The organism is Thiobacillus denitrificans DSM 12475 (assembly GCF_000376425.1).
Taxonomy (GTDB): Bacteria; Pseudomonadota; Gammaproteobacteria; order Burkholderiales; family Thiobacillaceae; genus Thiobacillus; species Thiobacillus denitrificans.
The window spans coordinates 395180-419857 of record NZ_AQWL01000003.1; the positions used below are offsets into that span (position 1 = coordinate 395180).

Here is a 24678-nt window from a genome sequence, read left to right on the forward strand (position 1 = left end):
ACCACTAGCCTCCGGTCACCGGCGGAAAAATCGCGACTTCGGCGTGTTCCGGCAAGCGCGCATCGAGCGCGACCAGATCCTGGTTGATCGCCACCCGGAACGCCTTGCCCGCCGCCAGTTCCTCTGCCCACACATCGCCGCGCGACTGCAGGTGCACCACCAGATCGGCCGCGGTGGCACCACTGAAATCCAGGGTTTCCTCGGCCACGCCGAAGCGCTCGCGCAGGCGGGCGAAGTACAGTACGCGCAGTTTCATGTCAGCAGCTCCGAAAAGGGAATGAAGCGCACCCAGTCGCCCGGCTGCACGGTCTGGCCGATGGCAAGGTCGACCAGGCCATCGGCCCAGGAGCACGAGGTCAGCACCCCCGAGCCCTGGTTCGGGAACAGCGCCAGCGTGCCGTTCGGCTGAATCTGCGCGCGCAGGAATTCGCGTCGCGCGCCCGGCTTGCTCCAGGTGAAATCCGCCGGCACGGGGAACGCGCGGTACAGCACGTCGGTCGCGCCCATGCGCTTGAGCAGAAACGGCCGCACGAACAGACAGAAGGTGGCGAAGACCGATACCGGATTGCCGGGCAGGCCGATGAAGTCGGCGTCGTTCACCCGTCCGTAGACGATCGGCTTGCCGGGCTTCATCGCCACTTTCCACATCTCGACCCGGCCGAGTTTTTCGACTGCGGCTTTCACGAAATCGGCTTCGCCCACCGATACCCCGCCGCTGGTGATGACGACGTCGGCAACGCTGGCGGCGCCGGCCAGCGCAACCTCGGTCGCTTCGAGCGTATCCGGCACGATGCCGAGATCAATCAGTTCGCAGCCGAGGCCGTTCACCAGCCCGGTCAGCGTATAGCGGTTGGAGTTGTATATCTGGCCCGGCTGCAGCGCGAGGCCCGGCGTCACCAGTTCGTCCCCGGTGAAGAAACATGCCACTTTCAGCCGCCTGAACACAGGCAGTTCGGCCAGCCCCACCGACGCGGCAAGCCCCATTTCGGCCGCGCCGATGCGGCTGCCGGCGGCGAGGATCTGCGCGCCGGCGGCGATATCCTCGCCCGCGCGGCGGATGTTTTCAGCGGGTTGTGGCAGCGTGTTGATGATGATATCCGCGCCGTCTGCGATGCAGTCTTCCTGCATCAGCACGGCGTCGGCGCCCGGCGGCACCGGTGCGCCGGTGAAGATGCGCGCCGCCGTGCCAGGCTGCAGCGGCTGGCCGACGGTGCCGGCCAGGATGCGCTGCGACAAGGGTAGCCTGACGCCCGGATGCGTCACGTCGGCAAGGCGTACGGCGTAGCCATCCATCGCGCTGTTGTCCGCAGGCGGCACGGTAATCGAGGAGGTCTGGCGGGTGGCGAGCACGCGCCCGAGCGCCGCAGCGATGGCAACGGTCTCGATTGCGGTCGGGCCGTGCGCGCGTTCGAGCAGGGCATCAAGCAGTTGGTCGGCTGAGAGCATGGTTCAGAATAAAGTCCGTAAGGGATGGAATGGCATCGATGTCGATGCGGGGAAAGTCGTCGGGCGGCTCGACGTCGGACGCCACCGCCAGAATATGCGGGTCTTCGGGAAACAGCCAGGGCTTCCCGGTCTCGACGCGATGCACTTCCAGCTTCGGGATGGGCTCACGCTTGTAGCCTTCGACCAGCACCAGGTCGCACCGCGGCAGTGCCGCCAGCAAATCGTCCAGCACGAGCGGCGTGTTGCGATGCTCGGTCAGTACCGCCGTGCGGTGATCGGAGGCCAGCAGCACCGCTGCCGCACCCGCCTCGCGCGCGCGCCAGCTGTCCTTGCCGGGATGATCGATGTCGAAATCGTGATGGGTGTGCTTGATCACCGCCGTACGCACGCCGCGCGCAGCCAACTGCGGCAGCACGCGCTCGATCAGTGTGGTCTTGCCGCTGCCGCTGTAACCTGCGATGCCAAATACTTTCATTGCACGATCCCCCCAAGCTTGTTATATTTTTTCATATATAACCCATTCCTGCCAGTCATAGCCAACATCATGAACGCACCCGTTCTCATCGACCAGTTTGGCCGCCACATCGACTACGTGCGGTTGTCGGTGACGGATCGCTGCGATCTGCGCTGCAGCTACTGCATGCCGGAAGGCTTCAAGGGGTTTGAAGAACCCGAACACTGGCTCGGCTTCGACGAGATCGAACGCCTGATCGGCGCATTCGCCCGGCTGGGGGTGAGCCGCATCCGCCTCACCGGCGGCGAGCCGCTGCTGCGGCGCAACATCACCGAACTGGCCGGACGCATCGCTGCCCTGCCCGGCATTCATGACCTGTCGCTGTCGACCAACGCCACCCAGCTCGACCGCCATGCGCAGGCGCTGAAGGCCGCCGGCGTGACGCGGCTCAACGTCAGCCTCGACTCGCTGCAGCAGGCGCGGGTGGAAAAAATCAATGGCCGCGACGTGCTCGCCAAGGTGATGGACGGGCTGGCGGCGGCGCAGGACGCAGGCTTCACGCCGATCAAGCTCAACATGGTGGCCTTGCGCGGCACCAACGACGACGAGATCGACAAAATGGTCGCCTTCTGCATGCAGCGCGGCTTCGTGTTGCGGCTGATCGAGGCGATGCCGATGGGCGAAACCGGGCGCAATGCCGAATACCTGGACCTGCAGCCGGTGAAGGAGCGCCTGCGCGCGCAGTTCGGGCTGGTCGAAACCACCCTGCCCGGCGCCGGGCCCGCGCGCTACCTCGGCACCCCGGACGGCCGTTTCAACGTCGGTTTCATCACGCCCATCTCACAGCATTTCTGCCAGACCTGTAATCGCATCCGCGTCGCCGTCGACGGCACCGCCTACATGTGCCTAGGCCAGGAAGAGAAATTCGAATTCCGTCCCTTGCTGCGCGGCGGCTGCAGCGACGCTGCACTCGACGCCGCCATTCTCGAAGCGATCAACCTCAAGCCGGAACGCCACGAGTTCCGCGAAGCACCGCACAAGATTCTGCGCTTCATGTCGATGACTGGCGGCTGAGCCGCTAGCCGGGGCTGGCGGTGCGAAAGCCCGCGAATGGATCGCGCCGCTCGGGCAAATAGAAATTGCGGAAGCCGGGGCGCTTGAGCGACGGGTCGGTGACGGGTCCGCCGCCGCGCAATTCGCCATGCGTATGAAACCAGGGCTGGGCGTAATCCTGGTAGGGATCGGGGGAAAATCCCGGATAAGGCGCAAACGCATCGCGCAGCCATTCCCACGCCATGCCGCGGCGAAATTCCGGCTGCCGCGTTGCCCGCAGCCACTGCTCTGCGGCGGGCAGCCGCCGCCCCATCCAGGCAGCACAGGCCTCGGCTTCGTGACGGTTCACGTGCAGCATGGGCCGGTCTGCGCTGAGCGGCCGCCAGCGGTCGAAGTGACGAACCTGCCAGGCCGCGTTTTGCCGTCGCCAGTAAACGGGCTGGCAGGCGCCGCTGGCGGCCCGCCAGGCCCGACCTGCATCCGACCACCCCGCGCTGCGCCGGTAACCGCCAGCGTCTACAAACTCGGCGAAAGCCACCTCCGACAGCGGGCTCGCATCGATATCGAATGCCGGGACCGGCACCGGATGACGCCACTTCTCGTTGTCGAAAATGAAGCCCTCGCCGCTTCCGCTGCCCAGTTCCACCTCGCCCGCGGCGAACGCCAGCCGCGACGCCGGCAACGCGCCGGCAACATCGGGCCGCGCGGGCGGCGCATAGCCCAGATTCTGGAACGCCATCCACCAGGCCTCGACGTGCATCAGTTCGTGATACAGGCACAACTCGGCGAAATACGCGAGCTCGGGGTCGAGTCCGCTGCGCAGGCGAACGGCCACGGCGGCGGCAACCCGTTCTGCGTATTCGTCGACCGCGGCAGGTTCGGGCAAGGCCAGATCCCAGCGGCGATCGTGCGGAACGCTGGAGGAATCGTACAGCGCGTCGGCCGCCGCCAGCAGGCTGGCCGCAAACCCGCCATCGGGCCGTGCCCGCAGGCACCAGCGCTCCTGAAACCAGACGATGTGCCCGTATTCCCACAGCGGCGGATTCAGATGCCCGGCGCGCGGCCCCAGCCAGGCGCCCGCGGGCAGGCAGTCGATCAATGCCCGCAGCCGGCCGCGCGCCTGCGCCAGCCGATCGATGAGCTGGTTCGCAGTATGGCCGCTGACGGGTCGGGTTCGGTTCATGCTATATAGATGCACTATGTCCAACCGAATTCTAGGCGCCCCTCCCGCGATGGGCGAATTCTGAAAATGAGCAACCCCATTCCCGAGCAGCCCATCCGATTGACCCAGCTTTCCCATGGCGGGGGATGCGGCTGCAAGATCGCGCCCGCCGTATTGCGCGACATCCTGGCCGATACGGCCTTCGCTACGCAGATGGCGACGGCCTATCCCGATCTGCTGGTCGGCATCGAGCACGGCGACGACGCCGCGGTCTACCGCCTCAACGACGAGCAGGCGATCGTGGCGACCACCGATTTCTTCATGCCCATCGTCGACGATCCCTTCGAGTTCGGCCGCATCGCCGCCACCAATGCGCTGTCCGACGTCTATGCCATGGGCGGGCGGCCGCTGTTCGCCCTAGCCATTGTCGGCATGCCGATCGGCAAGCTGCCCAACGAGGTCATCCGGCAGATCCTCGCCGGTGGCGAAGCGGTCTGCAAGGCGGCCGGTATTCCCATCGCCGGCGGCCATTCGATCGACGCCCCGGAACCGATCTACGGCCTGGTCGGCATCGGCGTGGTGGATCCGCGCAAGGTCAAGCAAAACAACGGCGGCCAGGCCGGCGACCACCTGATCCTCGGCAAACCGCTGGGCGTGGGCATCTACAGCGCGGCGCTGAAGAAAGGCCTGCTCAGCGCCGAGCAATATGCGGCGATGATCGCCGCCACCACCCAGCTCAACACCGCGGGCGCCGATCTGGCCGCAACCGCGGGCGTGCACGCGATGACCGACATCACCGGCTTCGGCCTGCTCGGGCACCTGCTCGAAATCACCCGTGCATCGAACCTGTCGGCCCAGGTTGGGCTGGGCCGCCTGCCCCTGCTGCCCGGCGTCGCCGAACTGGCGCAGGGCGGCCATGTCACTGGCGCCAGCGGCCGCAACTGGGCGAGCTACGGCAGCGAAGTGAGCCTGGCCGGCGGCATCGCCGACTGGCAGCAGGCCCTGCTCACCGACCCGCAGACCAGCGGCGGCCTGCTGGTGAGTTGCGCCACCGCGGCGCGCGACACGGTGCTGGAAACCTTCCGGCGGCACGGCTTCGCGCAGGCGGCGGAAATCGGCCGGCTGCAGGCCGGCCGCGATGTTGCGATCAGCGTCTGAGTGTCGTTCACCTTTCAGGACTTTCCCGTCGCCGCCGACGATTTGCGCAGCGACGTGCTGGCCGGCCTCGCCGCCTGCCCCAAATCCATTCCGCCGAAATATTTCTATGACGAGGCGGGCTGCCGTCTGTTCGAAGCCATTTGTGCGCAACCCGAATATGCCCTCTGCCGCACCGAACGGATGCTCATGGCCTCCCGCCTGCCCGACATTGCGGCCGCCGCCGGCCCGCTCGACTGCATCATCGAGCCGGGCGCCGGCGAGTGCAGCAAGGTGCGTCTGCTGCTCGACGCCCTGCACCCCGCCCATCTCGTCGTCCTGGACATCGCCGGCGCCCCGCTGGCCGCCGCCGCGCAAGCCCTCGCCCAGGCTTATCCGGGCCTTGTCGTCACCGCGCTGGGCATGGATTTCATCCGTGACCTGGAAGCCGCGGCCCCCTGCCTGCCGCCCGGCCGGCGGCTGATCTATTATCCCGGCTCCAGCATCGGCAACTTCCCGCCCGATACGGCAACCGCTCTGCTCACGCGCTTCCGCCGGCTGGCCGGCGCCGATGGGCGCCTGCTCATCGGCTTCGACCTCAAGAAAGATCCGCTGCTGCTGCACGCCGCCTATAACGACGCTGCCGGCATCACCGCCGCCTTCAACCTTAATCTCCTCGAGCGCCTGAACCGCGAGCTGGGTGCCGATTTCGATCCCGCCCGATTCCGCCACTACGCCTTCTACAATCCGGTTGCCGGCCGCATCGAGATGCATCTGCTCAGCCTCGCCGCGCAGACGGTGAGCGTAGCGGGCCAACGTTTCCATTTCGCCCTCGGCGAGACGCTGCATACCGAGTATTCCTACAAGTTCCGGCGCGACGAATTCAGCACGATTGCGGGGAACGCCGGCTGGGAACTGGCGAACGAATGGGAACAGCAAGGATTCGCTGTCCAGCTGTATGGATAAGCAGGCGCGTGCACGCCCGATGCGCTTCATGGCACTGCAGGCAGGCGGGTAACCCTGTCGTCGGGCGGGTCGCACAAACCCGGCCAGGCTTTAGAATTTCTCCATGCTCAAACTTGAATCGCTCGTCTTCGACAACGGCTTCGCCCGCCTACCCGAAGCCTACTATTCGCGCGTCTGCCCGACGCCCGTCCCCGATCCCTACCTGGTCTGCTACAGCCCGCAAGCGGCCGTGCTGATCGATCTCGATCCGGCCGAGATGGCGCGCCCCGAGCTCGTCGAGACGCTCGCGGGCAACCGCCTGCTACCCGGGATGGACGCGCTCGCCGCGCTGTATGCCGGGCACCAGTTCGGCCACTACGTGCCGCAGCTGGGCGACGGCCGCGCGATCCTGCTGGGCGAAGTGAAAAATGCGGCCGGCGAAGGCTGGGAAGTGCAGCTGAAGGGCGCAGGACGCACCCCCTATTCGCGCGGCGGCGACGGCCGCGCGGTATTGCGTTCCAGCATCCGCGAATTCCTCTGCTCCGAAGCCATGCACGCGCTCGGGATTCCCACCACGCGCGCGCTCGCCATCGTCGGCAGCGATCATCCGGTCTATCGCGAGGACGTCGAAACCGCCGCGCTGGTGACACGGCTGGCGCCGAGCTTCGTGCGCTTCGGTTCCTTCGAGGTGTTCTACTACCGCAACCAGATCGAGCCGATCCGGCAGCTGGCCGACTACGTCATCGCACGCTACTACCCGGAACTGGCGGCACGTGCCGAACCCTATGCCGAGCTGCTGCGCGAAGTCGCCCGTCGCACGGCCGAACTGATGGCACAGTGGCAGGCGGTCGGCTTCTCGCACGGGGTGATGAACACCGACAACATGTCGATCCTCGGCCTGACGCTGGATTACGGCCCGTTCGGCTTCCTCGACGCGTTCGACCCCGGCTTCGTCTGCAATCATTCCGACAGCGGCGGTCGCTACGCCTTCGACCAGCAGCCCGACGTGGCGGCGTGGAACGTCACCAAGCTGGCGCAGGCGCTGGTGCCGCTGCTGTCGGTGGAAACCGCCTCCGCCGCGATCGGCGACTACCCGCAGCAGTTCGGTCGCGCCTATATCGAGCGCATGGCCGCCAAATTCGGCCTGCCACCGGGCGGCGAGACAGTCCCACTGCTGATGGATACGCTGCAACTGCTGGCGCAGAACCGCGTCGATTACACGATTTTCCTGCGCCGCCTGTGCGATTTCGATTCCACGCCCGGGGCGCTCAACGCACCGTTGCGCGACCTATTCCCCGACCGCCCCGCCTTCGACGCCTGGGCGGCGCGCTATGCCGCCGCACTGCGCCAGCAGGATTCGGCCGACGCCACACGCCGCGAGGCGATGCGCGCGCTCAATCCGAAATACATCCTGCGCAATCACCTGGCCGAAGCAGCCATCCGTCGCGCCGCGGACCATCGCGATTACAGCGAAATCCATCGCCTGCATGCGCTGCTGTCGCGGCCTTATGACGAGCAGCCGGAATGCGAGGCCTACGCCGCCGAGCCGCCGGACTGGGCGAAGCGGATCGAGGTAAGCTGCTCTTCGTGAACCGCATCCCTGTCCTGTTCGCCTGCCTGCTGACCTGTGCGCTGCTCGCCGCCTGCGCCAGCCAGCCCATCCAGCGCAAGGACGGCAGCCGCAGCGTACGCAGTTTCAGCGTCAAGGATCTGGCCAAAGGCGATGTCGACAATGTGATCGAGATCCACCAGCAGGAAGTCATCGCCACCCTCAAAACGCTGACGCTCAAGCTCTATCGCCGCAACCCCGGCGAATGGCGCAAATCCGGCTTCACCGGTGCCGACGAGGCGACGGCGGTCCTGTTCAGGCCGCTCTCGCACTGGCATTTGTCGCCGCAAAAAGATCTTGGCTGGGAAACTGCCCTGCGCGCGGCCTGGCGCGAAGATTACACGGCCGACCGAGTGAAGGCGCTGATGAGCGGCTTGCTGATCATGCACATGGCGGCGTTCAATCATCAGACCGAGTTTTACCTGTTGACCGAAATGGACGCCCAGAAGCTCTACAACGCCGCACGCAATACCGAAGCGGTAGTCTGGAAGCTCGCCACCGCCAGAAACCTGCGCGGCGATCTCCTGCTGCTATCCAACGGTGCCGACGAGAACGGCGTAGCCAACCTCAGCTTCGAGCGCGAATTCGGCAAGCTCATCGGCATCCAGGACACGCTGGCCAGAATCATCGAGGACAAGAGCAACCGGGCCATTCGCTTCGGCGTCGTCAACGTTGCCACCATGGCCTTTCTGCCGATCTGACCGATGACAGCCGATGCCTATGCCTGCTGCGAGACGCTGACGCGCGACCAGTGGGCGTGGGCATTCCTGCGCCGCAGCCCAGGTTACCAGGCCGACTATCGCCAGTTCATCGCCCTCTGGCATGCCCTCGAGGCCGACTATGGCATGCCGCCCCATCGCGATTTCCAGCGCTGGAAGCGCGACCCGCGCGCCTACGGCCCGCTGCCCGGCGATACGGAACTCACCGCGGCCAGCGGCGAACTGTGCGCGGGAGACGACGACCATGTGCTGCTCGAATGCTGGATGGGCGCGAAATGGGGGTTCTACAAATTTCCGCTCGATCCCGACCGCATTGCGCTGCCCAGCCCGGATGAACTCTCCTGGCGACCGCCCCCGCCTGCGCCCTGCATTGATGAAACCTACCGGCTGGAGATCGGCTTCGATCTGTCGCTGCCGCTGCCGCCGCAACTGGACGCCGCGAAATTCCGCCTGATCGGCCGCGCCGCCGAACTGCGGCGACAGGGCCTCGCTGCGCCGAAGACGGTGGCAAACCAGCGCGCGCGCTGGACGCGGATGCTGCGTCTGCTGGACGGCACAGCGTCGCCGGATGCGGAGAATTCGGGCCTGCTGCGCGAGGCGCAGGCAATGGCCGATCATGGCTATCTGGACATCCTGCGGCTGGCGGATGCCGGCACAGGCACAAAATAAAACCGGGACGCGCGCCCCGGTTTTTTACTTCGCCCAGCTCACAAGCCGGATCAGGCGAAATTCGCTTCGGCAAACTTCCAGTTCACCAGGTTGTTGAGATAGGTCTCGACGAACTTGGGACGAAGGTTGCGATAGTCGATGTAGTAGGCGTGTTCCCACACGTCGACACACAGCAGCGCCTTGTCGCCGGTCGTCAGCGGGGTGCCGGCGGCGCCCATGTTGACGATGTCAACGCCACCGTCGGCCTTCTTCACCAGCCAGGTCCAGCCGGAACCGAAGTTGCCCACGGCGCTGGTCTGGAAGGCCTTCTTGAACTCGTCCAGCGAGCCCCACTTCTTGTTGATGGCATCGGCCAGTGCGCCGGAAGGGGCGCCGCCGCCGTTGGGCGACAGGCAGTTCCAGAAGAAGGTGTGGTTCCACACCTGGGCGGCGTTGTTGTAGACGCCGCCGGCGGGCGCGCTCTTGACGATGTCCTCGAGCGACTTGTTCTCGAAGTCGGTGCCCTTGATCAGGTTGTTGAGGTTGGTCACGTAGGCCTGATGGTGCTTGGCGTAATGGTATTCGAAGGTCTCCTGGGACATGTGCGGCGCAAGCGCGTCCATGGCGAAAGGCAGTGCGGGCAAAGTGTGTTCCATAACTCTCTCCTGATATTGAACGACAACGTTAAATGATAGAACCTAAACCGGAAATTGCTGATACCGCAACGGCAATAGGGTTTCGGTCGCGCAATAGAAAAAGGGCCGGTTTGACCCGACCCTGTTTCTTTGATTTATTGGTCGGGGCGAGAAGATTCGAACTTCCGACCCCTTGCACCCCATGCAAGTGCGCTACCAGGCTGCGCTACGCCCCGACGAAGCCCGAGATTCTAACAGAGGAGCGGCGCCTGGCGGAAGACCGTCAGCCCAATATTTTCAGGATGGCGGTGATTTCGTTGCGCAGGACGCCGACATCCAGCACGGCCGCAACCGGCTCGGGTGCCGCTTCGGCATCGTGTTCCAGACGCTGGCGCGCGCCGCTGATGGTGAAGCCCTCTTCGTACAGCAGTTCGCGGATGCGGCGGATCAGCAGCACCTCGTGGTGTTGGTAATAGCGCCGGTTACCACGCCGCTTGACCGGGCGCAACTGGGCGAACTCCTGCTCCCAGTAGCGCAGCACGTGCGCCTTGACGGCGCACAGCTCCGAGACTTCACCGATGGTGAAATAGCGTTTGGCCGGAATCGGCGGGAGTTCACTCCGGGTTGGGCGTTCCAATTTGGGCGCCTTCGACCTGGGATTTGAGTTTCTGGCTGGCGTGGAAGGTCACCACGCGGCGCGCGGAGATCGGCATTTCTTCGCCGGTCTTGGGGTTGCGGCCCGGACGCTGCGGCTTTTCCCGGCACTGGAAATTGCCGAAACCGGACAGTTTGACGATGTCACCCTTTTCGAGCGACAAGCGGATTTCATCGAAAAACGACTCGACGACATCCTTGGCTTCGCGTTTATTCAAACCCACTTTTTCGAACAGCAGTTCGGCCAGATCAGCTTTTGTCAGGGTGGTCATGGTCGTGTTGGCAGGGATGGCTCGTGAAGAAAAGCGTCACGCACGCAAACTGGCATTACACTGGCGAAGCGCGGCGTCGATCAGTTTTTGCACTGCATCCTCCGCTTCCCGATCCGTCAATGTGCGTTCAGTATCTTGCATAACTACCCGAATGGCAAGGCTTTTTTGGGTTTCCCCCATGCCTTTCCCGCGATAGTCGTCGAACACCTCGATCGACCGCACCTGGGACGACGCGGCCTCGCGTAGCGCGGTCAGCAGTTCGCCGGCCGGGGTATGGATGTCCAGCACGAATGCCAGATCGCGCCGCACCAGCGGGAAGCGTGACAAGGCTGCATGGCGCGGCAAGGCACGCCGGGCGAGCGCCTGACTGTCGAGCTCGAACAGCATCGGCACGGCCGGCAGATCGAATGCCTGCACCAGGCGCGGATGCAGCGCGCCGATCCAGCCGATCGCCCGGCCCCCGGCCCAAAGCTCGGCGCACTGTCCCGGATGCAGTGCGGGATGGGCGCCACGTCGGCTGTCGAGCGCGTGGCCGAACAGGCGCTCCAGGTCGCCCTTGAGATCGAAGAAATCGACACGACGCGCAGTTGCGCCCCATTGCTCAGGTTGCACGTCACCATAAGCGAGGCCGCCCAGCTTCATCGGCTGCTCGACCTGCGACGCATATACCCGCCCCAGTTCGAAAATGCGCACCCGTTCCTGCTGGCGGTTGAGATTATGGCGCAGCGTCTCGATCAGCCCACCCCACAGCGTGGTGCGCATTGCCGACAGCTGGCTGGCAATGGGATTGGCCAGCGGCAACGGACGGGCGTCGGCATTCAACGCCGTTTCCCACGCCGGATCGACAAAGCTGTAGGTGATGACTTCCTGATAATCCAGCCCCACCAGCATCTGGCGCAGGACGTCGTCGGCCAGCATGGTTTCGTCCTGCGGCAGCATGCGCGACGGTGCCGCCGGCGGCTGCGCCGGAATGTTGTCGTAACCGAACAGGCGCAGCGCCTCTTCGATCAGGTCCTCCTCGATCGCCAGGTCGAAGCGGAAGCTCGGCGGGGTGACGACAAGACTATCGCCCTGGCGTTCGACCTGCATGCCGAGCGCGCCGAAGCCGCGCATCACCTGATCCGCGTCGAGTTCGATACCGGCCACACGCTTCAGCCGCGCCAGGCGCAGGACGATCGATTCACGCTGCGGCAACGCGGCCGCCGCCTCGGTAACCGGCCCCGGCTGGCCGCCGCAGATGTCGAGCAGCAACTGCGTCGCCCGCTCCATCGCCTGACGCGTCGCGCCGTAGTCGACGCCGCGCTCGAAACGGTGCGACGAATCGGTGGACAAGCCCAGCCGTCGGGCGCGTCCGGCGATCGCCGCGGGGGCAAAGAACGCCGCTTCCAGAAACACGTCGACGGTGGCGCGTTCCACGCTGCTCGGCTGCCCGCCCATGATCCCGGCCAGCGCCACCGGCCCGCCGGCATCGGCGATGACCAGCATGTCGGGCGCCAGTTCGGCAGTCTGCCCATTCAGCAGTTCGAGCGTCTCGCCCGCACGCGCCAGCCGCACCTCGATGCCGCCGTTGAGGCGCGACAGGGCGAAGGCATGCATCGGCTGACCGAGTTCGAGCAGCACGTAATTGGTGATATCGACCGGCGCCAGCAGCGGGCGGATGCCGCTGCGCTCCAGCCGCTCCGCCATCCAGCGCGGGGTGGGCGCCTGCGCGTCGATGCCGCGCACCACGCGCCCCAGATACAGCGGGCAGGCGTCCGCAGCCGACACATGCAGCGGCACCGTGTCGTGAATGCGGGCTGGCGTTTCCTGTATCTGCGGCAGACGCACCTCGGCACCGGTGATCGCACCGACCTCGCGCGCCACGCCCTGCAGCGACAGGCAGTCCGCGCGGTTGGGCGTGAGCTTCAGGGTGATGAGGGTGTCGTCCAGATTGAGCCAGGCACGGAAATCCTCGCCCACCGGCGCATCCGCAGGCAACACCATCAGGCCGTCGGCCGCGCCTTCCAGGCCCAGCTCCCGGGTCGAGCACAACATGCCGAAGGATTCGACGCCACGCACCCTGGCGACCTTGATTTCGATACCGGGCAATGTGGCGCCCGGGCGGGCGCACGGCACCTTGAGCCCGGCCGCCGCGTTGGGCGCACCGCACACGATGGTGACCGGCGCCACCTCGCCGACATCGACCTGGCACACGCGCAGACGGTCGGCGTCGGGGTGCTTTTCCGCCGACAGGATCTCGGCCACCACCACGGCGTTGAATGGCGGGGCGGCCGGCGCCAAGGCCTCGACTTCCAGTCCAGCCATGGTCAATGCGTGGGCCAGTTGGGGGGTATCGAGTGCGGGGTTGACGAGATTACGCAGCCAGGCTTCTGAAAATTGCATGATATATGCGCCCTAATTAATTGAATTGTTTAAGGAAACGCAAATCGTTCTCGAAGAACAACCGCAAATCGTCAACGCCGTAACGCAGCATGGCAAGGCGCTCGACCCCGAGGCCGAAGGCAAAGCCGACGAAGCGCTCGGCATCGATGTCGACATGCCTGAACACGTTGGGGTGCACCATGCCGCAGCCCAGCACTTCCAGCCAGCCGGTGTGCGAACACACGCGGCAGCCTGCGCCGCCGCATATCACGCAGCCGATGTCCATTTCGGCCGACGGCTCGGTGAAGGGAAAGAAGGACGGCCGGAAGCGCACCGGCAGATCGTCGCGCTCGAAGAAGTTGCGCATGAAATCGGCAAGCACGCCCTTGAGGTCGGCGAACGACACCGATTCGTCCACCCACAGGCCTTCGACCTGATGGAACATCGGCGTGTGCGTGACGTCGGAATCGCAGCGGTACACCCGCCCCGGTGCGATGATGCGCAGCGGCGGCCGGTGGCTCTGCATGTAGCGCACCTGCACCGGCGAAGTGTGGGTGCGCAGCAACTCGCCGCTCTGCAGATAAAAGGTATCGTGCATCGCCCGTGCCGGATGGTCTTCCGGGATGTTGAGCGCGGTGAAATTGTAGAAATCGGTCTCGATCTCCGGCCCCGTCGCCACCTCGAAGCCGATCGAGCGGAACAGCGTCTGGATGCGTGTCAACGTGCGCGACACCGGATGCAGCCCGCCGTGCGCCAAGCCCCGTCCGGGCAGGCTCACGTCCAGCGTTTCGGCTGCCAGCTGACGGTCCAGCTCGGCCTGCTGCAATGCGTCGCGACGGGTTTTGAGCGCGACTTCCACTGCCTGCTTGGCTTCGTTGATGCGGGCACCGGCGGTCTTGCGCTCGTCGGCAGGCATTGCACCCAGGCTTTTCAGCAGCTCGGTGAGCTGGCCGCTTTTGCCCAGATAGTCCGCCTTGACCTGTTCCAGTGCCGGCAAACCAGGGCTGGCCTGAATGGCGGCAAGGGCGTCGGCAACGATTTCGTTGGGATTGCGCATGGCAATGGTCTCGTTTCAATCACACACAAAAACTCGTATCAATCACAAACAAAAAAAGGCCTTGCGGCCTTTTTTTGTGACGGTTTGACGGCTTACGCCGCCAGCTTGGCCTTGACCTGCTCGACAATCTTGGCGAAGGCATCCTTGTCGAAGATCGCGATATCGGACAACACCTTACGGTCGATACCGATCTCGGCACGGCTCAAACCGTTCATGAACACGCTGTAGGTCAGGCCGTGCTGACGCGACGCGGCGTTGATGCGGGCAATCCACAGGGCGCGGAACTGGCGCTTGCGCTGACGACGGTCGCGGTACTGGTACTGACCGGCCTTCATCACCGCTTCGTTGGCGACGCGGAATACGTTCTTGCGACGACCGCGATAGCCTTTAGCGGCATCGAGGATTTTCTTGTGACTGGCGCGGGCGGTTACACCCCGTTTGACGCGTGGCATGCTTTCTCTCCTTTATGCGTAGGGCAACATGCGTGCAACCGCCTTGTGGTTGCTGGCATTGACGGTTTCCATGCCGCGCAACTGGCGCTTACGCTTGGTGCTCTTCTTGGTGAGAATGTGGCGCATGAACGCGTGCGAGCGCTTGAACCCGCCGCCGCCCAGCGCGCGGAACCGCTTGGCGGCGCCGCTCTTGCTTTTCATCTTAGGCATGATGCTTCCTTTTATTTCATGCGGTCAGGTGATCCCGCGACGCGGAATGCTTCACCAACCCGACTGCACGTATTGTGGTGTTTTCAACCCGCAGGGCCCGAGAAACACCGGTCTCATTACACTCGAATCTTCTTGCTCAAATCTTCTTTTTCGGCGCCAGCATCATGACCAGCTGGCGGCCCTCCATCTTGGGGAACTGCTCGACCACGGCCAACTCGGCCAGATCGGTCGAGACCCGCCTCAACTGAGCCATGCCGATTTCCTGATGGGCCATTTCGCGGCCCCGGAAACGCAGCGTAATCTTGGTCTTGTCGCCTTCTTCCAGAAACTTGATCAGGTTGCGCAGCTTGATCTGGTAATCGCCCTCGTCGGTACCCGGACGGAACTTGATTTCCTTGATCTGGACCTGCTTCTGCTTCAGCTTGGCTTCGTGCTGTTTCTTGCTTTCCTGGTACTTGAACTTGCCATAGTCCATGATCTTGCATACGGGCGGCTGTGCCGTCGGCGCAATCTCCACCAGATCCAGGTCCGCCTCTTCCGCCAGGCGCTGCGCTTCGTAAATTTTTACGATGCCAAGCTGCTCGCCCTCCACACCGACCAAACGCACTTCCGGGGTTGTAATTTCCCCATTGATGCGTGTCTGTTTCTTTTCTGTCGCGATGAGCTGTTCTCCAAATAAAAACCTGACGCAATGCGCCGAGGCAAAAAGGTCAAACAAAAATAAAGAAGGCGCGGGACCAATCCCCCCAACGGGGCAGTCCCGACGCCTTGTTTGACCGCTGCTACTGGCGCGCCAGCGTTTCTGCTTTCAGGCGCGCGATGAAGCCATCCAAACCGAGCTGTCCCAGGTCCTGATTGCCGCGTGCGCGGACGGCGACCACTCCGGCCTCCATCTCCTTGTCGCCAACGACCACCTGATAAGGCAGCTTCTGCAAGCTATGTTCGCGGATTTTATAAGTAATCTTGTTATTACTCAAGTCCGACACTGCGCGGATGCCGGATTGCCGCAGTGCCTGGGTGACTTGCTGCGCGTAGTCGGCCTGGCGCTCGCTGATGTTCATCACCATCACCTGCACCGGCGCCAGCCATAACGGGAAGTTGCCGGCGTGATGCTCGATCAGGATGCCGATGAAGCGCTCCATCGAGCCAAGGATCGCGCGATGCAGCATCACCGGCGGCTTGCGGCTGTTGTCCTCGTCGACGAACTCCGCCCCCAGGCGCACCGGCAGGTTGAAGTCGAGCTGGATGGTGCCGCACTGCCACAGGCGAGCGAGCGAATCCTTCAGCGTGAACTCGATCTTGGGGCCGTAGAACGCGCCCTCACCGGGCTGCAGATCGAACGCCAGCCGGTTCTTTTCAAGCGCCGCCGCCAGCGCGGCTTCCGCCTTGTCCCACGACTCGTCCGAGCCGACGCGCTTGTCCGGCCGGGTCGACAGCTTCACCAGTACATCGCTGAAACCGAAGTCGGCGTAGACCTTCTGCAGCATGACGATGAAGTCGGCCACTTCCTGCTCGATCTGGTCTTCGGTACAGAAGATGTGGGCATCGTCCTGGGTAAAGCCGCGCACCCGCATGATGCCGTGCAGCGCGCCCGATGGCTCGTTGCGGTGACACGAGCCGAACTCGGCCAGGCGCAGCGGCAGGTCGCGGTAGGAATGCAGGCCGCTGTTGAAGATCTGCACATGGCCGGGGCAGTTCATCGGTTTCACCGCATAGTCGCGGTTTTCCGATGCGGTGGTGAACATGTTGTCGTGATAGTTTTCCCAGTGACCAGACTTCTCCCACATGCCGCGATCCATCATCGCGGGCGTGCGCACTTCCTGGTAGCCGTATTCGACGAACTTCTGCCGCATGTACTGCTCGATCTGCTGCCACACGATCCAGCCCTTGGGATGCCAGAACACCATGCCCGGCGCCTCGTCCTGCATGTGCAGCAGGTCGAGCTGCTTCGCGAGCCTGCGATGGTCACGCTTCTCGGCTTCTTCCAGGCGGTGCAGATAGGCGTCGAGATCTTCCTTCTTCGCCCACGCCGTGCCATACACGCGCTGCAGCATCTCGTTCTTCGAGTCGCCGCGCCAGTAGGCGCCGGCTAGCTTCATCAGCTTGAAATGCCGGAGCTTACCGGTCGACGGCACATGCGGGCCGCGGCAGAGGTCGATGAAATCACCCTCGCGGTAGAGCGAAATATCCTCATTGGTGGGGATCGACGCGATGATCTCGGCCTTGTACAGCTCGCCCATGTCGCGGAAGAAGGTCACCGCTTCGTCGCGCGGCATCACGCTGCGTTCGACCGGGATGTCCCGCTTCGCCAGTTCGGCCATCTTCTTCTCGATCGCCGCCAGGTCTTCCGGCGTGAACGGGCGCTTGTACGCGAAATCGTAGTAGAAGCCGTCCTCGATCACCGGGCCGATGGTCACCTGCGCGTCGGGGAATAGCGACTTCACCGCGTACGCCAGTAAATGCGCGGTGGAATGGCGGATCATGTCGAGGCCGTCGGCATCCTTGTCGGTGACGATGGAGAGCTGCGCGTCCGTATCGATAAGGTGGCTGGTATCGACCAGCCGGCCATCGACCCGCCCGGCAAGCGCTGCCTTGGCAAGGCCGGCCCCGATGCTGGACGCAACCTGCGCCACCGTGACCGGCGCATCGAACTGTCTGACGGAACCGTCGGGAAGCGTGACGTTGACCATATACAAACTCCGGAAACAAAAAACGCGGCCCGGCCGCGCTTTCGGATATGACTGATTAAAGATTGCAGACACGCTGCGTGCCATGCGCCGGGTTTATCCTAGTGTCGGCGGCCGGTTCGCGGTGACATATCGCAACTTTCAGAGACCATCCCGGCCCCATGAATAGCTTGGACCCTCACCGCCAGCACTTTGCGCCAACGCCCCGCCTCACTGGCATGCGGCTGGCCCAAGGCGTAATAAGCTACGCGAATAATTCTAGCACCCCCTCAGATCGCCCGTCCATCGGACGCTGCGCGCAAGATACAGCTCCTGCCGCTTTGTGCGCAGCGCTGCCGTTCACGCCGTCAGATCGCCGCGTCCCGGAGATAGCGACGGGCCCGGGTCAGGCAGCCCCTGATGCTAAACTACGTCGGGTTTCGATTACCGTTTCGACCGCGTCAAGCGAACATTCCAGTGCCGCAACCAGCCAGTTTCCTGAGGGACGGCCTTGTTTCGCGGCGGAAACAGTTGAAGACTTTTCCGTAAAATCGAGATTCGACAAGAGGCCCGGAGACGTGCTGAACAAATGTAAATAGCGCATGTCCTTGCTCCTGATTCTTCTTCTTCCGTTCGTTGGCAGCCTGTGTGCCGCCTTCCTGCCGGCCAATGCCCGCAATGCCGAGGCATGGCTGGCCGGCATCGTCGCGCTTGCGGCGGCGGCCCTGGTGGCAAACCTGTATCCGCAAATTGTCGCCGAAGGGGTCATCCGCATGAGCATTCCCTGGGCGCCCGGCCTGGGGCTGGATTTCTCCCTGCGCATGGATGGCTACGCCTGGCTGTTCGCCATGCTGATCACGGTGATCGGCGCGCTGGTGGTGGTCTATGCACGCTACTACATGTCGCCGGACGATCCGGTGCCGCGTTTCTTCGCCTTTTTTCTGGCATTCATGGGCGCGATGCTCGGGGTGGTGCTGTCGGGCAACCTGCTCCAGATTGCCATGTTCTGGGAGTTGACCAGCCTCGCTTCGTTCATGCTCATCGCCTACTGGCATCACCGCGTGGACGCGCGCCGCGGTGCGCGCATGGCGCTTATCGTCACCGGTACGGGCGGACTGGCGCTGCTGGGCGGCATGCTGCTGCTCGGGCACATGGCCGGCAGCTATGACCTGGATGCGGTTCTGGCGGCTGCAGACACGATCCAGAGCCATCCCTGGTATCCCGTGACACTGATCCTGATTGTGCTCGGCGCGTTGACCAAGAGCGCGCAGTTTCCTTTCCACTTCTGGCTGCCCCATGCCATGGCGGCACCGACGCCGGTTTCAGCCTACCTGCATTCCGCCACCATGGTGAAGGCCGGCGTATTCCTGCTGGCCCGGTTCTGGCCGGTGCTGGCAGGCACCGACCTGTGGTTCTGGCTCGTCGGCGGAGCCGGCCTGTGCTCGCTGCTGATCGGCGCCTACCTGGCTCTGTTCCAGCAGGACATGAAGGGCGTGCTCGCCTACTCCACCATCAGCCATCTCGGCCTCATTACGCTGCTGCTGGGCATGAACAGTCCGCTGGCGCTGGTGGCGGCGGTTTTCCACATCGCGAATCACGCCACCTTCAAGGCTTCGCTATTCATGGCGGCGGGCATCGTCGACCATGAAACCGGCACGCGCAACATGCAGCGACTTTCGGGCCTGTATCGGGCGATGCCGATCACTGCGACGCTGGCCATCGTGGCGGCCGCGGCGATGGCGGGGGTGCCGCTGCTCAACGGCTTTCTGTCGAAAGAGATGTTCTTTGCCGAGACCATCTTTCTCGACCGCCCCGACTGGCAACACATCAGCCTGCCGCTAGTGGCGACGCTGGCGAGCATGTTCAGCGTCGCCTATTCGCTGCGCTTCATCCATCAGGTCTTCTTCGGTCCGCCAACCGACGATCTGCCCCGCGCGCCGCATGAGCCGACGCGCTGGATGCTGCTGCCGAGCGCGCTGCTGGTGCTAGCCTGCGTGCTGGTCGGAATGTTCCCCGGCATCACCGTCGGGCCCTATCTGCGAACGGCAACCGACTCGATTCTCGGCAGCGACGCGCCGTCCTACAGCCTGGCCGTCTGGCATGGCCTCAATCTGCCGCTGTTGATGAGTGCCACCGCGCTCATCGGCGGCGTCGTGCTCTACCGCGCCTTTCTCTGGCGTGCCGGCACGGAGGTGCCGCTGCTCGAGCGTATCGACGGCAAACGCATCTTCGACTGGTCGCAGACGAGGCTGATGTCGGGTGCCGAACAGGCCATGCGCTGGCTGTTTTCGCCACGCCTGCAGATGCAGCTCCTGGTCCTCTTTCTCGTTGCCCTGGGCGGCGCGCTGCTGCCCATGCTCAATACCGGCAGTTCCTGGGGCACACGGGAAACAATGCCCCTCCACCCGGCCTTCGCGCTGCTCTGGATCGTCGGCGGCACCTGCGCGCTGGCCGCCGCCTGGCAGGCCAAGCATCACCGTTTTGCCGCGCTGATTCTGGCGGGTGGCGCGGGACTGGCGACCAGCCTGACCTTTGTCTGGTTCTCGGCGCCCGACCTGGCGCTCACCCAGCTCACTGTCGAAGTGGTCACCGCCGTGCTGATCCTGCTCGGCCTGCGCTGGCTGCCGCCGCGCGAAGCACGCTTTGCCCAGGGCCGGCCCGAAACGGCCCGGGTGCGCCTGCGCCGCCTGCGCGACATGTCGATCGCGGTCGCGGGCGGCGTCGGTCTTGCAGCGCTGGCCTACGCCATCCTGACCCGCCCCGACATCGATGGCATTTCGCCTTTCTTCATCGAGCAGTCCCTGCCCCGGGGCGGCGGCCTCAACGTGGTCAACGTGATCCTGGTCGATTTCCGCGGCTTCGACACCCTGGGTGAAATCACCGTGCTCGCCGTGGTCGCGCTGACCGTGTTCGCCCTGCTGCGGCGCTTCCGCCCCGCACCGGAGAGCATCCCCCTGCCACGCCAGCAGCGTGAGCAGAATGCGGCGGACGGCATCGAGGAAACCCGCGTGCCCGACCCCGACGCCAAGCTGCCAGGCGGTTACATGATGTTGCCGGCAGTGCTCGTGCGCCTGCTGCTGCCGCTGGCGATGCTGGTCTCGCTATTCTTCCTGCTGCGCGGCCACAACGCGCCGGGCGGCGGCTTCGTCGGCGGACTCGTGTTGGCCACCGCCATCATCCTGCAATACCTCGTCGGCGGCATCGTCTGGGTGGAGTCGCGCCTGCGCATCCATCCCATGGTATGGATCGCGCTCGGCCTGCTCAGCGCGGCCACGGCGGGCGCCAGCGCGTGGCTGCACGGCCATCCGTTCCTCACCAGCCTCGCCTGGCACGGTGAATTGCCGCTGCTCGGCGAACTGCACCTGTCGAGCGTGCTGCTCTTCGATCTGGGCGTTTATATGCTGGTGGTGGGCGCGACGGTGCTAATGCTGGTGGTCATCGCCCACCAGTCGCTGCGCCGCCATCACCGCAAGCTCAGCCTCGGAGGAAACGCCTGATGGAAATCGTTTTCGCCATCGCCATTGGCGTCATGGCCGGCTCGGGCATATGGCTGGTGCTGCGTCCGCGTACCTTCCAGGTCATCATCGGCCTGTCGCTGCTCGCTTATGCCGTCAACCTGTTCATCTTCGGCATGGGACGACTACGCGTCGGCGCCGTTCCGGTGATCGACCCGCTTACCGGCAGCAACCCCGATCTGTATACCGATCCGGTGCCGCAGGCCCTGGTGTTGACCGCCATCGTCATCAGCTTCGCCACCACTGCGCTGTTCCTCGTCGTCCTGCTCGCTTCGCGCGGCTTGAATGGCACCGACCACGTCGACGGCCAGGAAACCGATAGAGAATGATGCCGCCCCGCCTATCGCCCTTATCGCCACCCGGAGCGCCGCATGGGTAGCTGGCTGCAGCATCTGCCGGTCCTGCCGATCGTGCTGCCCCTGCTGACAGGGGCCGCGCTGCTGCTGATCAGCGAAACCCGACACCGTCTGCGCACCACGATCGCGTTGCTCGCCACGCTCGCCCAGCTATTGCTGGCGCTGACCTTGCTGGCCATCAGCGGCGCGCACCTGCCCGCTCCGTGGAACGGCGAAATCGCGGTCTATTCGCTTGGCAACTGGGCGGCGCCTTTCGGCATCGTGCTGGTAGTGGATCGTCTGGCGGCCATCATGCTGACGCTGACGGCAACGCTCGGATCGGCCGCCCTGATCTACTCGCTGGCGCGCTGGGAGCGGGCGGGGGTGCATTACCTGCCCTTGTTCCAGTTCCTGCTGATGGGCTTGAACGGCGCCTTCCTCACCGGCGACCTGTTCAACCTGTTCGTGTTCTTCGAGGTTCTGCTGGCGGCTTCCTACGGTCTGGCGCTGCATGGTTCGGGCGTGGCGCGGGTCAAGGCCGGACTGCATTACGTCGCGGTCAACCTGGTCGCCTCGCTGCTGTTTCTGGTGGCGGCGGCGCTCATTTACGGCGTGACGGGCACGCTCAACATGGCCGAGCTGGCCCTGCGCGTGCAGGCCCTCAGCCCCGACGACCGTACCCTGTTCGACATCGGCGCCGCACTGCTCGGCATCGTGTTCCTGGTCAAGGCCGGCGCCTGGCCGCTCAACTTCTGGCTGCCAACAACCTATGCGGCGGCCTCGGCGCCGGTGGCCGGGGTGTTCGCGATTCTGACCAAGGTGGGAATCTATGCCTTGTTGCGCACCGAAACCCTGCTGCATGCGGCCGGATCCGCGGCGCCCTTCGGGGGTGAGTGGCTTTACTATGGCGGCCTGGCAACCATCGCCATCGGCAGTCTCGGCATTCTCGCCGCCCAGCGGCTGGAGCGGCTGGCGGGATTTCTGGTGATCGTCTCGTCCGGCACCCTGCTCGCCGCCATCGGTTTTCGCGGCACCGCCCTGACCGGCCCGGCCCTGTTCTACCTGGTCAGCTCGGTACTGGGCAGCGGCGCATTTTTCATGGTGATCGAGATGGTGCAGCGTAACCGGGCCTATGCGGCCGACCTGCTCGCCGTCAGCTTCGAGGCGTTCGGTTTGCAGGATCCTGCCAGCGATACGGAGCACCCCGACGAAACGGTCGGTCTGCCGATACCGGCAGCGATGGCGTTTCTCGGATTGACGTTCGTTTCCTGCGCGCTGCTGCTGACCGGACTTCCCCCTCTGTCGGGCTTCGTCGCCAAATTCTCCCTGCTCGCCGCAGCCATTGCGGAAGCACCGGGCGGCAACCCCCTACCTTCCTGGCTGCTTGTCGCGGCCCTGCTGCTGTCGGGCCTGGCGGGGGTGATCAGCCTGTCGCGGCTGGGTGTCCGCGTATTTTGGAGCGGCGAACGCAGCACGCCGCGCCTGCTCTGGGTCGAGGCCGGGCCGGTGGCCGGCCTGATCATCCTCTGCACCGCCCTGGCGCTGGGTGCTGGGCCCGCCATGGAGTACTTCATGGTCACCGCCGAATCCCTGCACAATCCCGCCGTCTACCCCAACGCGGTGTTGCCAGCCGACGCCGGAGGAACCGGCAAGTGAAGCGCAAACTCCTGCTGCCACTGCTGCCGATCGTCCTGATCGTGGTGTGGCTGTTGCTCAACGACAGCCTGGCGGCGGGGCAGATTGTCCTCGGCATCCTGCTTGCCCTCCTCGTCACCTTTGCCATCGCCCCGCTGCGTCCCCTCCCGGCCTGGCCCCATCGGCTGCATCTGGCCATCGGCCTGATCTTCCATGTCCTGCACGACATCATCCGTTCCAACCTGGCGGTCGGCAGCATCATTCTCGGGGCATCCCGGCGTCAGCCCCGGGTCGGCTTCATGAAGATTCCACTCGACATGCGCGACCCCCACGGACTGGCGATGCTGACCATCATCGTCACCGCCACGCCTGGCACGGTCTGGGCCGGGCACGATGCGGACAGCAACGTCCTCACGCTGCATGTCCTCGACTTGCAGGATGAGGCCGCCTGGGTGCGCACCATCAAGCAACGCTATGAACGCCCCCTGATGGAGATATTCGAATGAACGCCTTTCTCTCCGGATCGATCTACTTCGCACTGATCTGTTTTGCCGTCGCCATGCTGTGCGCCCTGCTGCGCCTGCTGCGGGGGCCCTCCGCGCAGGACCGGGTGCTGGCCCTCGATACCCTGTACATCAACGGCATGCTCACGATATTGATGCTGGGAATAGGCATCGGCTCCGCCGTCTATTTCGACATCGCCCTGCTGATCGCCCTGTTCGGCTTCGTCGCCTCGACCGCGATGGCCAAATTCCTGCTGCGCGGCGAGGTGATCGAGCCATGATGGCCATCGACATTTCGCCGTGGTTTGCGCTGCCGGCGGCACTGCTCCTGATCTGCGGCGGCCTGCTGACCCTGATCGGCTCCCTCGGCCTGCTCCGCCTCGACACCTTCTACGCCCGGATCCACGCACCGACCATGGGCAACACGCTGGGCACCGGCTGCGTATTGCTGGCCTCGATCCTGGTGTCTTCCGCACTGGCCCAACGGCCGGTGATCCACGAAGTCCTCATTACCGTATTCATCCTCCTGACATCGCCGGTCACCGCAATGCTGCTGATGCGCGCAGCCGTCTTCCGCAACCGCGACTGACGCGCAAGCCGCCGTGCCGGCGTTGGTTATATGGTTTGTCATTAAAGCGAAAAATCTCCCCCGCCCTGCTGCGCATGTTGGCTGCCAAACCAAAGCGCCGCTTCCTTGAGGCGTTGAAGTGAGCGTCTTCAACGGCACAAAAAAAGCCTCTCCGGCTCGACACGCGCGTGGCGTTTCGGTTATGATTCGCCCCGCATTAGGCGCGTAGCTCAGCTGGTTAGAGCACCACCTTGACATGGTGGGGGTCGTTGGTTCGAGTCCAATCGCGCCTACCAACGGTAATAAAACAAAACGGGCTTTCGGCCCGTTTTGTCGTTTCTGCGGAGCGCGTTTTCGGCGCATCCGCTGGGAATATCTCGCTGGGCGGCGGGCTTTCCCTGTCGAGAAGCCGGGGGCAACAGCGTCTACAAGCCTTGCTGTTGATCGGGCATATTGCGCGGATGGCCGGACGGCTGATCGTCGAGGCGGCCAAGAGGCTCAGCATCATCAACAATTGAGCGCATGTACAAAGGACAGGGCGAGCTGTCGGTGATGATGCTGGCAAAGCGCGTGATACCCCCCCGCGCTGCCGCGAAAACTGAAAACCCCAATGCCTCGTTGGCATGGCCTGCGACGTCGGGCCAG

At 64.4% G+C, this 24678-nt stretch carries 27 protein-coding genes and 2 tRNA genes; 14 read left to right on the forward strand and 15 right to left on the reverse strand.

The window, feature by feature from the left end:
* Positions 1 to 4: 4 nt before the first annotated feature.
* From moaD to mobB, 3 genes are read right to left on the reverse strand one after another with little or no spacing between them, the layout of a single operon-like run.
* The gene (moaD, locus tag B059_RS0106610; RefSeq protein ID WP_018077463.1) at positions 5 to 256 is read right to left on the reverse strand and encodes a molybdopterin converting factor subunit 1; all 252 of its coding nucleotides are present in this window, start codon (positions 254 to 256) and stop codon (positions 5 to 7) included.
* The gene (locus tag B059_RS0106615) at positions 253 to 1446 is read right to left on the reverse strand and encodes a molybdopterin molybdotransferase MoeA (protein WP_018077464.1); all 1194 of its coding nucleotides are present in this window, start codon (positions 1444 to 1446) and stop codon (positions 253 to 255) included. Before B059_RS0106615 ends, moaD begins: the two co-directional genes overlap by 4 nt.
* The gene (gene mobB, locus B059_RS0106620) at positions 1421 to 1921 is read right to left on the reverse strand and encodes a molybdopterin-guanine dinucleotide biosynthesis protein B (RefSeq protein ID WP_018077465.1); all 501 of its coding nucleotides are present in this window, start codon (positions 1919 to 1921) and stop codon (positions 1421 to 1423) included. Before mobB ends, B059_RS0106615 begins: the two co-directional genes overlap by 26 nt.
* 69 nt (positions 1922 to 1990) lie before the next feature.
* On the opposite strand from mobB, the gene moaA reads away from it, so the two are divergent.
* A complete protein-coding gene (gene moaA, locus B059_RS0106625) occupies positions 1991 to 2974 on the forward strand; it encodes a GTP 3',8-cyclase MoaA (protein ID WP_018077466.1) in 984 nt (327 codons plus the stop codon).
* A 4-nt stretch (positions 2975 to 2978) separates the two neighbouring features.
* Here moaA and senA read toward each other — a convergent pair whose 3' ends face one another.
* On the reverse strand, positions 2979 to 4136 hold the full coding sequence (senA, locus tag B059_RS0106630) for a selenoneine synthase SenA (RefSeq protein WP_018077467.1): 1158 nt from the start codon (positions 4134 to 4136) through the stop codon (positions 2979 to 2981).
* Positions 4137 to 4202: 66 nt separating this feature from the next.
* On the opposite strand from senA, the gene selD reads away from it, so the two are divergent.
* From selD to B059_RS0106655, 5 genes are all read left to right on the forward strand, one after another.
* Positions 4203 to 5273 carry a selenide, water dikinase SelD gene (gene selD / locus B059_RS0106635; RefSeq protein WP_018077468.1) on the forward strand — a complete coding sequence of 357 codons (1071 nt, stop codon included), beginning with the start codon at positions 4203 to 4205 and terminating at the stop codon, positions 5271 to 5273.
* Positions 5274 to 6215: an L-histidine N(alpha)-methyltransferase gene (gene egtD, locus B059_RS0106640; RefSeq protein ID WP_018077469.1), complete on the forward strand. Its 942-nt coding sequence runs from the start codon at positions 5274 to 5276 to the stop codon at positions 6213 to 6215.
* A gap of 103 nt (positions 6216 to 6318) precedes the next feature.
* Positions 6319 to 7785: a protein adenylyltransferase SelO gene (locus B059_RS0106645; protein WP_018077470.1), complete on the forward strand. Its 1467-nt coding sequence runs from the start codon at positions 6319 to 6321 to the stop codon at positions 7783 to 7785.
* Entirely contained in the window at positions 7782 to 8504 is a 723-nt protein-coding gene (locus B059_RS0106650) for a hypothetical protein (protein WP_018077471.1), read from the forward strand. Before B059_RS0106645 ends, B059_RS0106650 begins: the two co-directional genes overlap by 4 nt.
* Positions 8505 to 8507: 3 nt before the next feature.
* Positions 8508 to 9191 (forward strand): transcriptional regulator domain-containing protein, encoded by a 684-nt coding sequence (locus B059_RS0106655; RefSeq protein ID WP_018077472.1) that lies wholly within the window; start codon positions 8508 to 8510, stop codon positions 9189 to 9191.
* A 50-nt stretch (positions 9192 to 9241) separates the two neighbouring features.
* On the opposite strand, the gene B059_RS0106660 is transcribed toward B059_RS0106655, so the two are convergent.
* From B059_RS0106660 to B059_RS20765, 11 genes are all read right to left on the reverse strand, one after another.
* On the reverse strand, positions 9242 to 9826 hold the full coding sequence (locus B059_RS0106660) for a superoxide dismutase (protein ID WP_018077473.1): 585 nt from the start codon (positions 9824 to 9826) through the stop codon (positions 9242 to 9244).
* Positions 9827 to 9964: 138 nt separating this feature from the next.
* Positions 9965 to 10041, reverse strand: a tRNA-Pro gene (locus B059_RS0106665).
* 47 nt (positions 10042 to 10088) lie between these two features.
* Positions 10089 to 10442: a MerR family transcriptional regulator gene (locus B059_RS0106670; protein WP_018077474.1), complete on the reverse strand. Its 354-nt coding sequence runs from the start codon at positions 10440 to 10442 to the stop codon at positions 10089 to 10091.
* Positions 10420 to 10731 carry an integration host factor subunit alpha gene (locus tag B059_RS0106675; protein ID WP_018077475.1) on the reverse strand — a complete coding sequence of 104 codons (312 nt, stop codon included), beginning with the start codon at positions 10729 to 10731 and terminating at the stop codon, positions 10420 to 10422. Before B059_RS0106675 ends, B059_RS0106670 begins: the two co-directional genes overlap by 23 nt.
* Positions 10732 to 10767: 36 nt before the next feature.
* The gene (gene pheT, locus B059_RS0106680; protein ID WP_018077476.1) at positions 10768 to 13113 is read right to left on the reverse strand and encodes a phenylalanine--tRNA ligase subunit beta; all 2346 of its coding nucleotides are present in this window, start codon (positions 13111 to 13113) and stop codon (positions 10768 to 10770) included.
* 16 nt (positions 13114 to 13129) lie between these two features.
* A complete protein-coding gene (locus B059_RS0106685; protein ID WP_018077477.1) occupies positions 13130 to 14149 on the reverse strand; it encodes a phenylalanine--tRNA ligase subunit alpha in 1020 nt (339 codons plus the stop codon).
* A 92-nt stretch (positions 14150 to 14241) separates the two neighbouring features.
* Positions 14242 to 14601 (reverse strand): 50S ribosomal protein L20, encoded by a 360-nt coding sequence (gene rplT / locus B059_RS0106690; RefSeq protein ID WP_018077478.1) that lies wholly within the window; start codon positions 14599 to 14601, stop codon positions 14242 to 14244.
* 12 nt (positions 14602 to 14613) lie between these two features.
* Positions 14614 to 14811 (reverse strand): 50S ribosomal protein L35, encoded by a 198-nt coding sequence (gene rpmI, locus B059_RS0106695; protein ID WP_011311521.1) that lies wholly within the window; start codon positions 14809 to 14811, stop codon positions 14614 to 14616.
* A gap of 136 nt (positions 14812 to 14947) precedes the next feature.
* Positions 14948 to 15529 carry a translation initiation factor IF-3 gene (gene infC / locus B059_RS0106700; RefSeq protein ID WP_473242991.1) on the reverse strand — a complete coding sequence of 194 codons (582 nt, stop codon included), beginning with the start codon at positions 15527 to 15529 and terminating at the stop codon, positions 14948 to 14950.
* Between the two features lie 64 nt (positions 15530 to 15593).
* Positions 15594 to 17501: a threonine--tRNA ligase gene (thrS, locus tag B059_RS0106705; protein WP_018077480.1), complete on the reverse strand. Its 1908-nt coding sequence runs from the start codon at positions 17499 to 17501 to the stop codon at positions 15594 to 15596.
* Positions 17502 to 17883: 382 nt separating this feature from the next.
* The gene (locus B059_RS20765) at positions 17884 to 18081 is read right to left on the reverse strand and encodes a hypothetical protein (protein ID WP_157273629.1); all 198 of its coding nucleotides are present in this window, start codon (positions 18079 to 18081) and stop codon (positions 17884 to 17886) included.
* On the opposite strand from B059_RS20765, the gene B059_RS0106710 reads away from it, so the two are divergent.
* The 8 genes from B059_RS0106710 (at position 18080) to B059_RS20770 (ending at position 24551) form a co-directional block, all read left to right on the forward strand.
* Positions 18080 to 20974 carry a monovalent cation/H+ antiporter subunit A gene (locus tag B059_RS0106710; RefSeq protein ID WP_018077481.1) on the forward strand — a complete coding sequence of 965 codons (2895 nt, stop codon included), beginning with the start codon at positions 18080 to 18082 and terminating at the stop codon, positions 20972 to 20974. The genes B059_RS20765 and B059_RS0106710 overlap by 2 nt on opposite strands.
* Positions 20974 to 21321 carry a Na+/H+ antiporter subunit C gene (locus B059_RS0106715; RefSeq protein ID WP_018077482.1) on the forward strand — a complete coding sequence of 116 codons (348 nt, stop codon included), beginning with the start codon at positions 20974 to 20976 and terminating at the stop codon, positions 21319 to 21321. Before B059_RS0106710 ends, B059_RS0106715 begins: the two co-directional genes overlap by 1 nt.
* 42 nt (positions 21322 to 21363) lie before the next feature.
* Positions 21364 to 22983, forward strand: a complete 1620-nt coding sequence (locus tag B059_RS0106720; RefSeq protein WP_018077483.1) for a monovalent cation/H+ antiporter subunit D — start codon at positions 21364 to 21366, stop codon at positions 22981 to 22983.
* Complete coding sequence (locus B059_RS0106725; RefSeq protein WP_018077484.1) at positions 22980 to 23468, forward strand: Na+/H+ antiporter subunit E; 489 nt, start codon at positions 22980 to 22982, stop codon at positions 23466 to 23468. Before B059_RS0106720 ends, B059_RS0106725 begins: the two co-directional genes overlap by 4 nt.
* Positions 23465 to 23746 carry a K+/H+ antiporter subunit F gene (locus B059_RS0106730; protein WP_018077485.1) on the forward strand — a complete coding sequence of 94 codons (282 nt, stop codon included), beginning with the start codon at positions 23465 to 23467 and terminating at the stop codon, positions 23744 to 23746. The genes B059_RS0106725 and B059_RS0106730 overlap by 4 nt, the downstream gene beginning before the upstream one ends.
* Entirely contained in the window at positions 23743 to 24054 is a 312-nt protein-coding gene (gene mnhG / locus B059_RS0106735) for a monovalent cation/H(+) antiporter subunit G (protein ID WP_026177354.1), read from the forward strand. The genes B059_RS0106730 and mnhG overlap by 4 nt, the downstream gene beginning before the upstream one ends.
* 198 nt (positions 24055 to 24252) lie before the next feature.
* Positions 24253 to 24329: transfer RNA gene (locus B059_RS0106740), tRNA-Val, on the forward strand.
* Positions 24303 to 24551, forward strand: a complete 249-nt coding sequence (locus B059_RS20770) for a hypothetical protein (RefSeq protein ID WP_157273630.1) — start codon at positions 24303 to 24305, stop codon at positions 24549 to 24551. The genes B059_RS0106740 and B059_RS20770 overlap by 27 nt, the downstream gene beginning before the upstream one ends.
* The last annotated feature ends 127 nt before the right edge of the window (positions 24552 to 24678 follow it).

Coding starts and splice junctions, on each gene's coding strand:
- moaD (WP_018077463.1), bottom strand. CDS start 256: ATGAAACTGCGCGTACTGTACTTCGCCCGCCTGCGCGAGCGCTTCGGC.
- B059_RS0106615 (WP_018077464.1), bottom strand. CDS start 1,446: ATGCTCTCAGCCGACCAACTGCTTGATGCCCTGCTCGAACGCGCGCAC.
- mobB (WP_018077465.1), bottom strand. CDS start 1,921: ATGAAAGTATTTGGCATCGCAGGTTACAGCGGCAGCGGCAAGACCACA.
- moaA (WP_018077466.1), top strand. CDS start 1,991: ATGAACGCACCCGTTCTCATCGACCAGTTTGGCCGCCACATCGACTAC.
- senA (WP_018077467.1), bottom strand. CDS start 4,136: ATGAACCGAACCCGACCCGTCAGCGGCCATACTGCGAACCAGCTCATC.
- selD (WP_018077468.1), top strand. CDS start 4,203: ATGAGCAACCCCATTCCCGAGCAGCCCATCCGATTGACCCAGCTTTCC.
- B059_RS0106645 (WP_018077470.1), top strand. CDS start 6,319: ATGCTCAAACTTGAATCGCTCGTCTTCGACAACGGCTTCGCCCGCCTA.
- B059_RS0106655 (WP_018077472.1), top strand. CDS start 8,508: ATGACAGCCGATGCCTATGCCTGCTGCGAGACGCTGACGCGCGACCAG.
- B059_RS0106660 (WP_018077473.1), bottom strand. CDS start 9,826: ATGGAACACACTTTGCCCGCACTGCCTTTCGCCATGGACGCGCTTGCG.
- B059_RS0106675 (WP_018077475.1), bottom strand. CDS start 10,731: ATGACCACCCTGACAAAAGCTGATCTGGCCGAACTGCTGTTCGAAAAA.
- pheT (WP_018077476.1), bottom strand. CDS start 13,113: ATGCAATTTTCAGAAGCCTGGCTGCGTAATCTCGTCAACCCCGCACTC.
- B059_RS0106685 (WP_018077477.1), bottom strand. CDS start 14,149: ATGCGCAATCCCAACGAAATCGTTGCCGACGCCCTTGCCGCCATTCAG.
- rplT (WP_018077478.1), bottom strand. CDS start 14,601: ATGCCACGCGTCAAACGGGGTGTAACCGCCCGCGCCAGTCACAAGAAA.
- rpmI (WP_011311521.1), bottom strand. CDS start 14,811: ATGCCTAAGATGAAAAGCAAGAGCGGCGCCGCCAAGCGGTTCCGCGCG.
- thrS (WP_018077480.1), bottom strand. CDS start 17,501: ATGGTCAACGTCACGCTTCCCGACGGTTCCGTCAGACAGTTCGATGCG.
- B059_RS0106710 (WP_018077481.1), top strand. CDS start 18,080: ATGTCCTTGCTCCTGATTCTTCTTCTTCCGTTCGTTGGCAGCCTGTGT.
- B059_RS20765 (WP_157273629.1), bottom strand. CDS start 18,081: ATGCGCTATTTACATTTGTTCAGCACGTCTCCGGGCCTCTTGTCGAAT.
- B059_RS0106715 (WP_018077482.1), top strand. CDS start 20,974: ATGGAAATCGTTTTCGCCATCGCCATTGGCGTCATGGCCGGCTCGGGC.
- B059_RS0106720 (WP_018077483.1), top strand. CDS start 21,364: ATGGGTAGCTGGCTGCAGCATCTGCCGGTCCTGCCGATCGTGCTGCCC.
- B059_RS0106730 (WP_018077485.1), top strand. CDS start 23,465: ATGAACGCCTTTCTCTCCGGATCGATCTACTTCGCACTGATCTGTTTT.
- mnhG (WP_026177354.1), top strand. CDS start 23,743: ATGATGGCCATCGACATTTCGCCGTGGTTTGCGCTGCCGGCGGCACTG.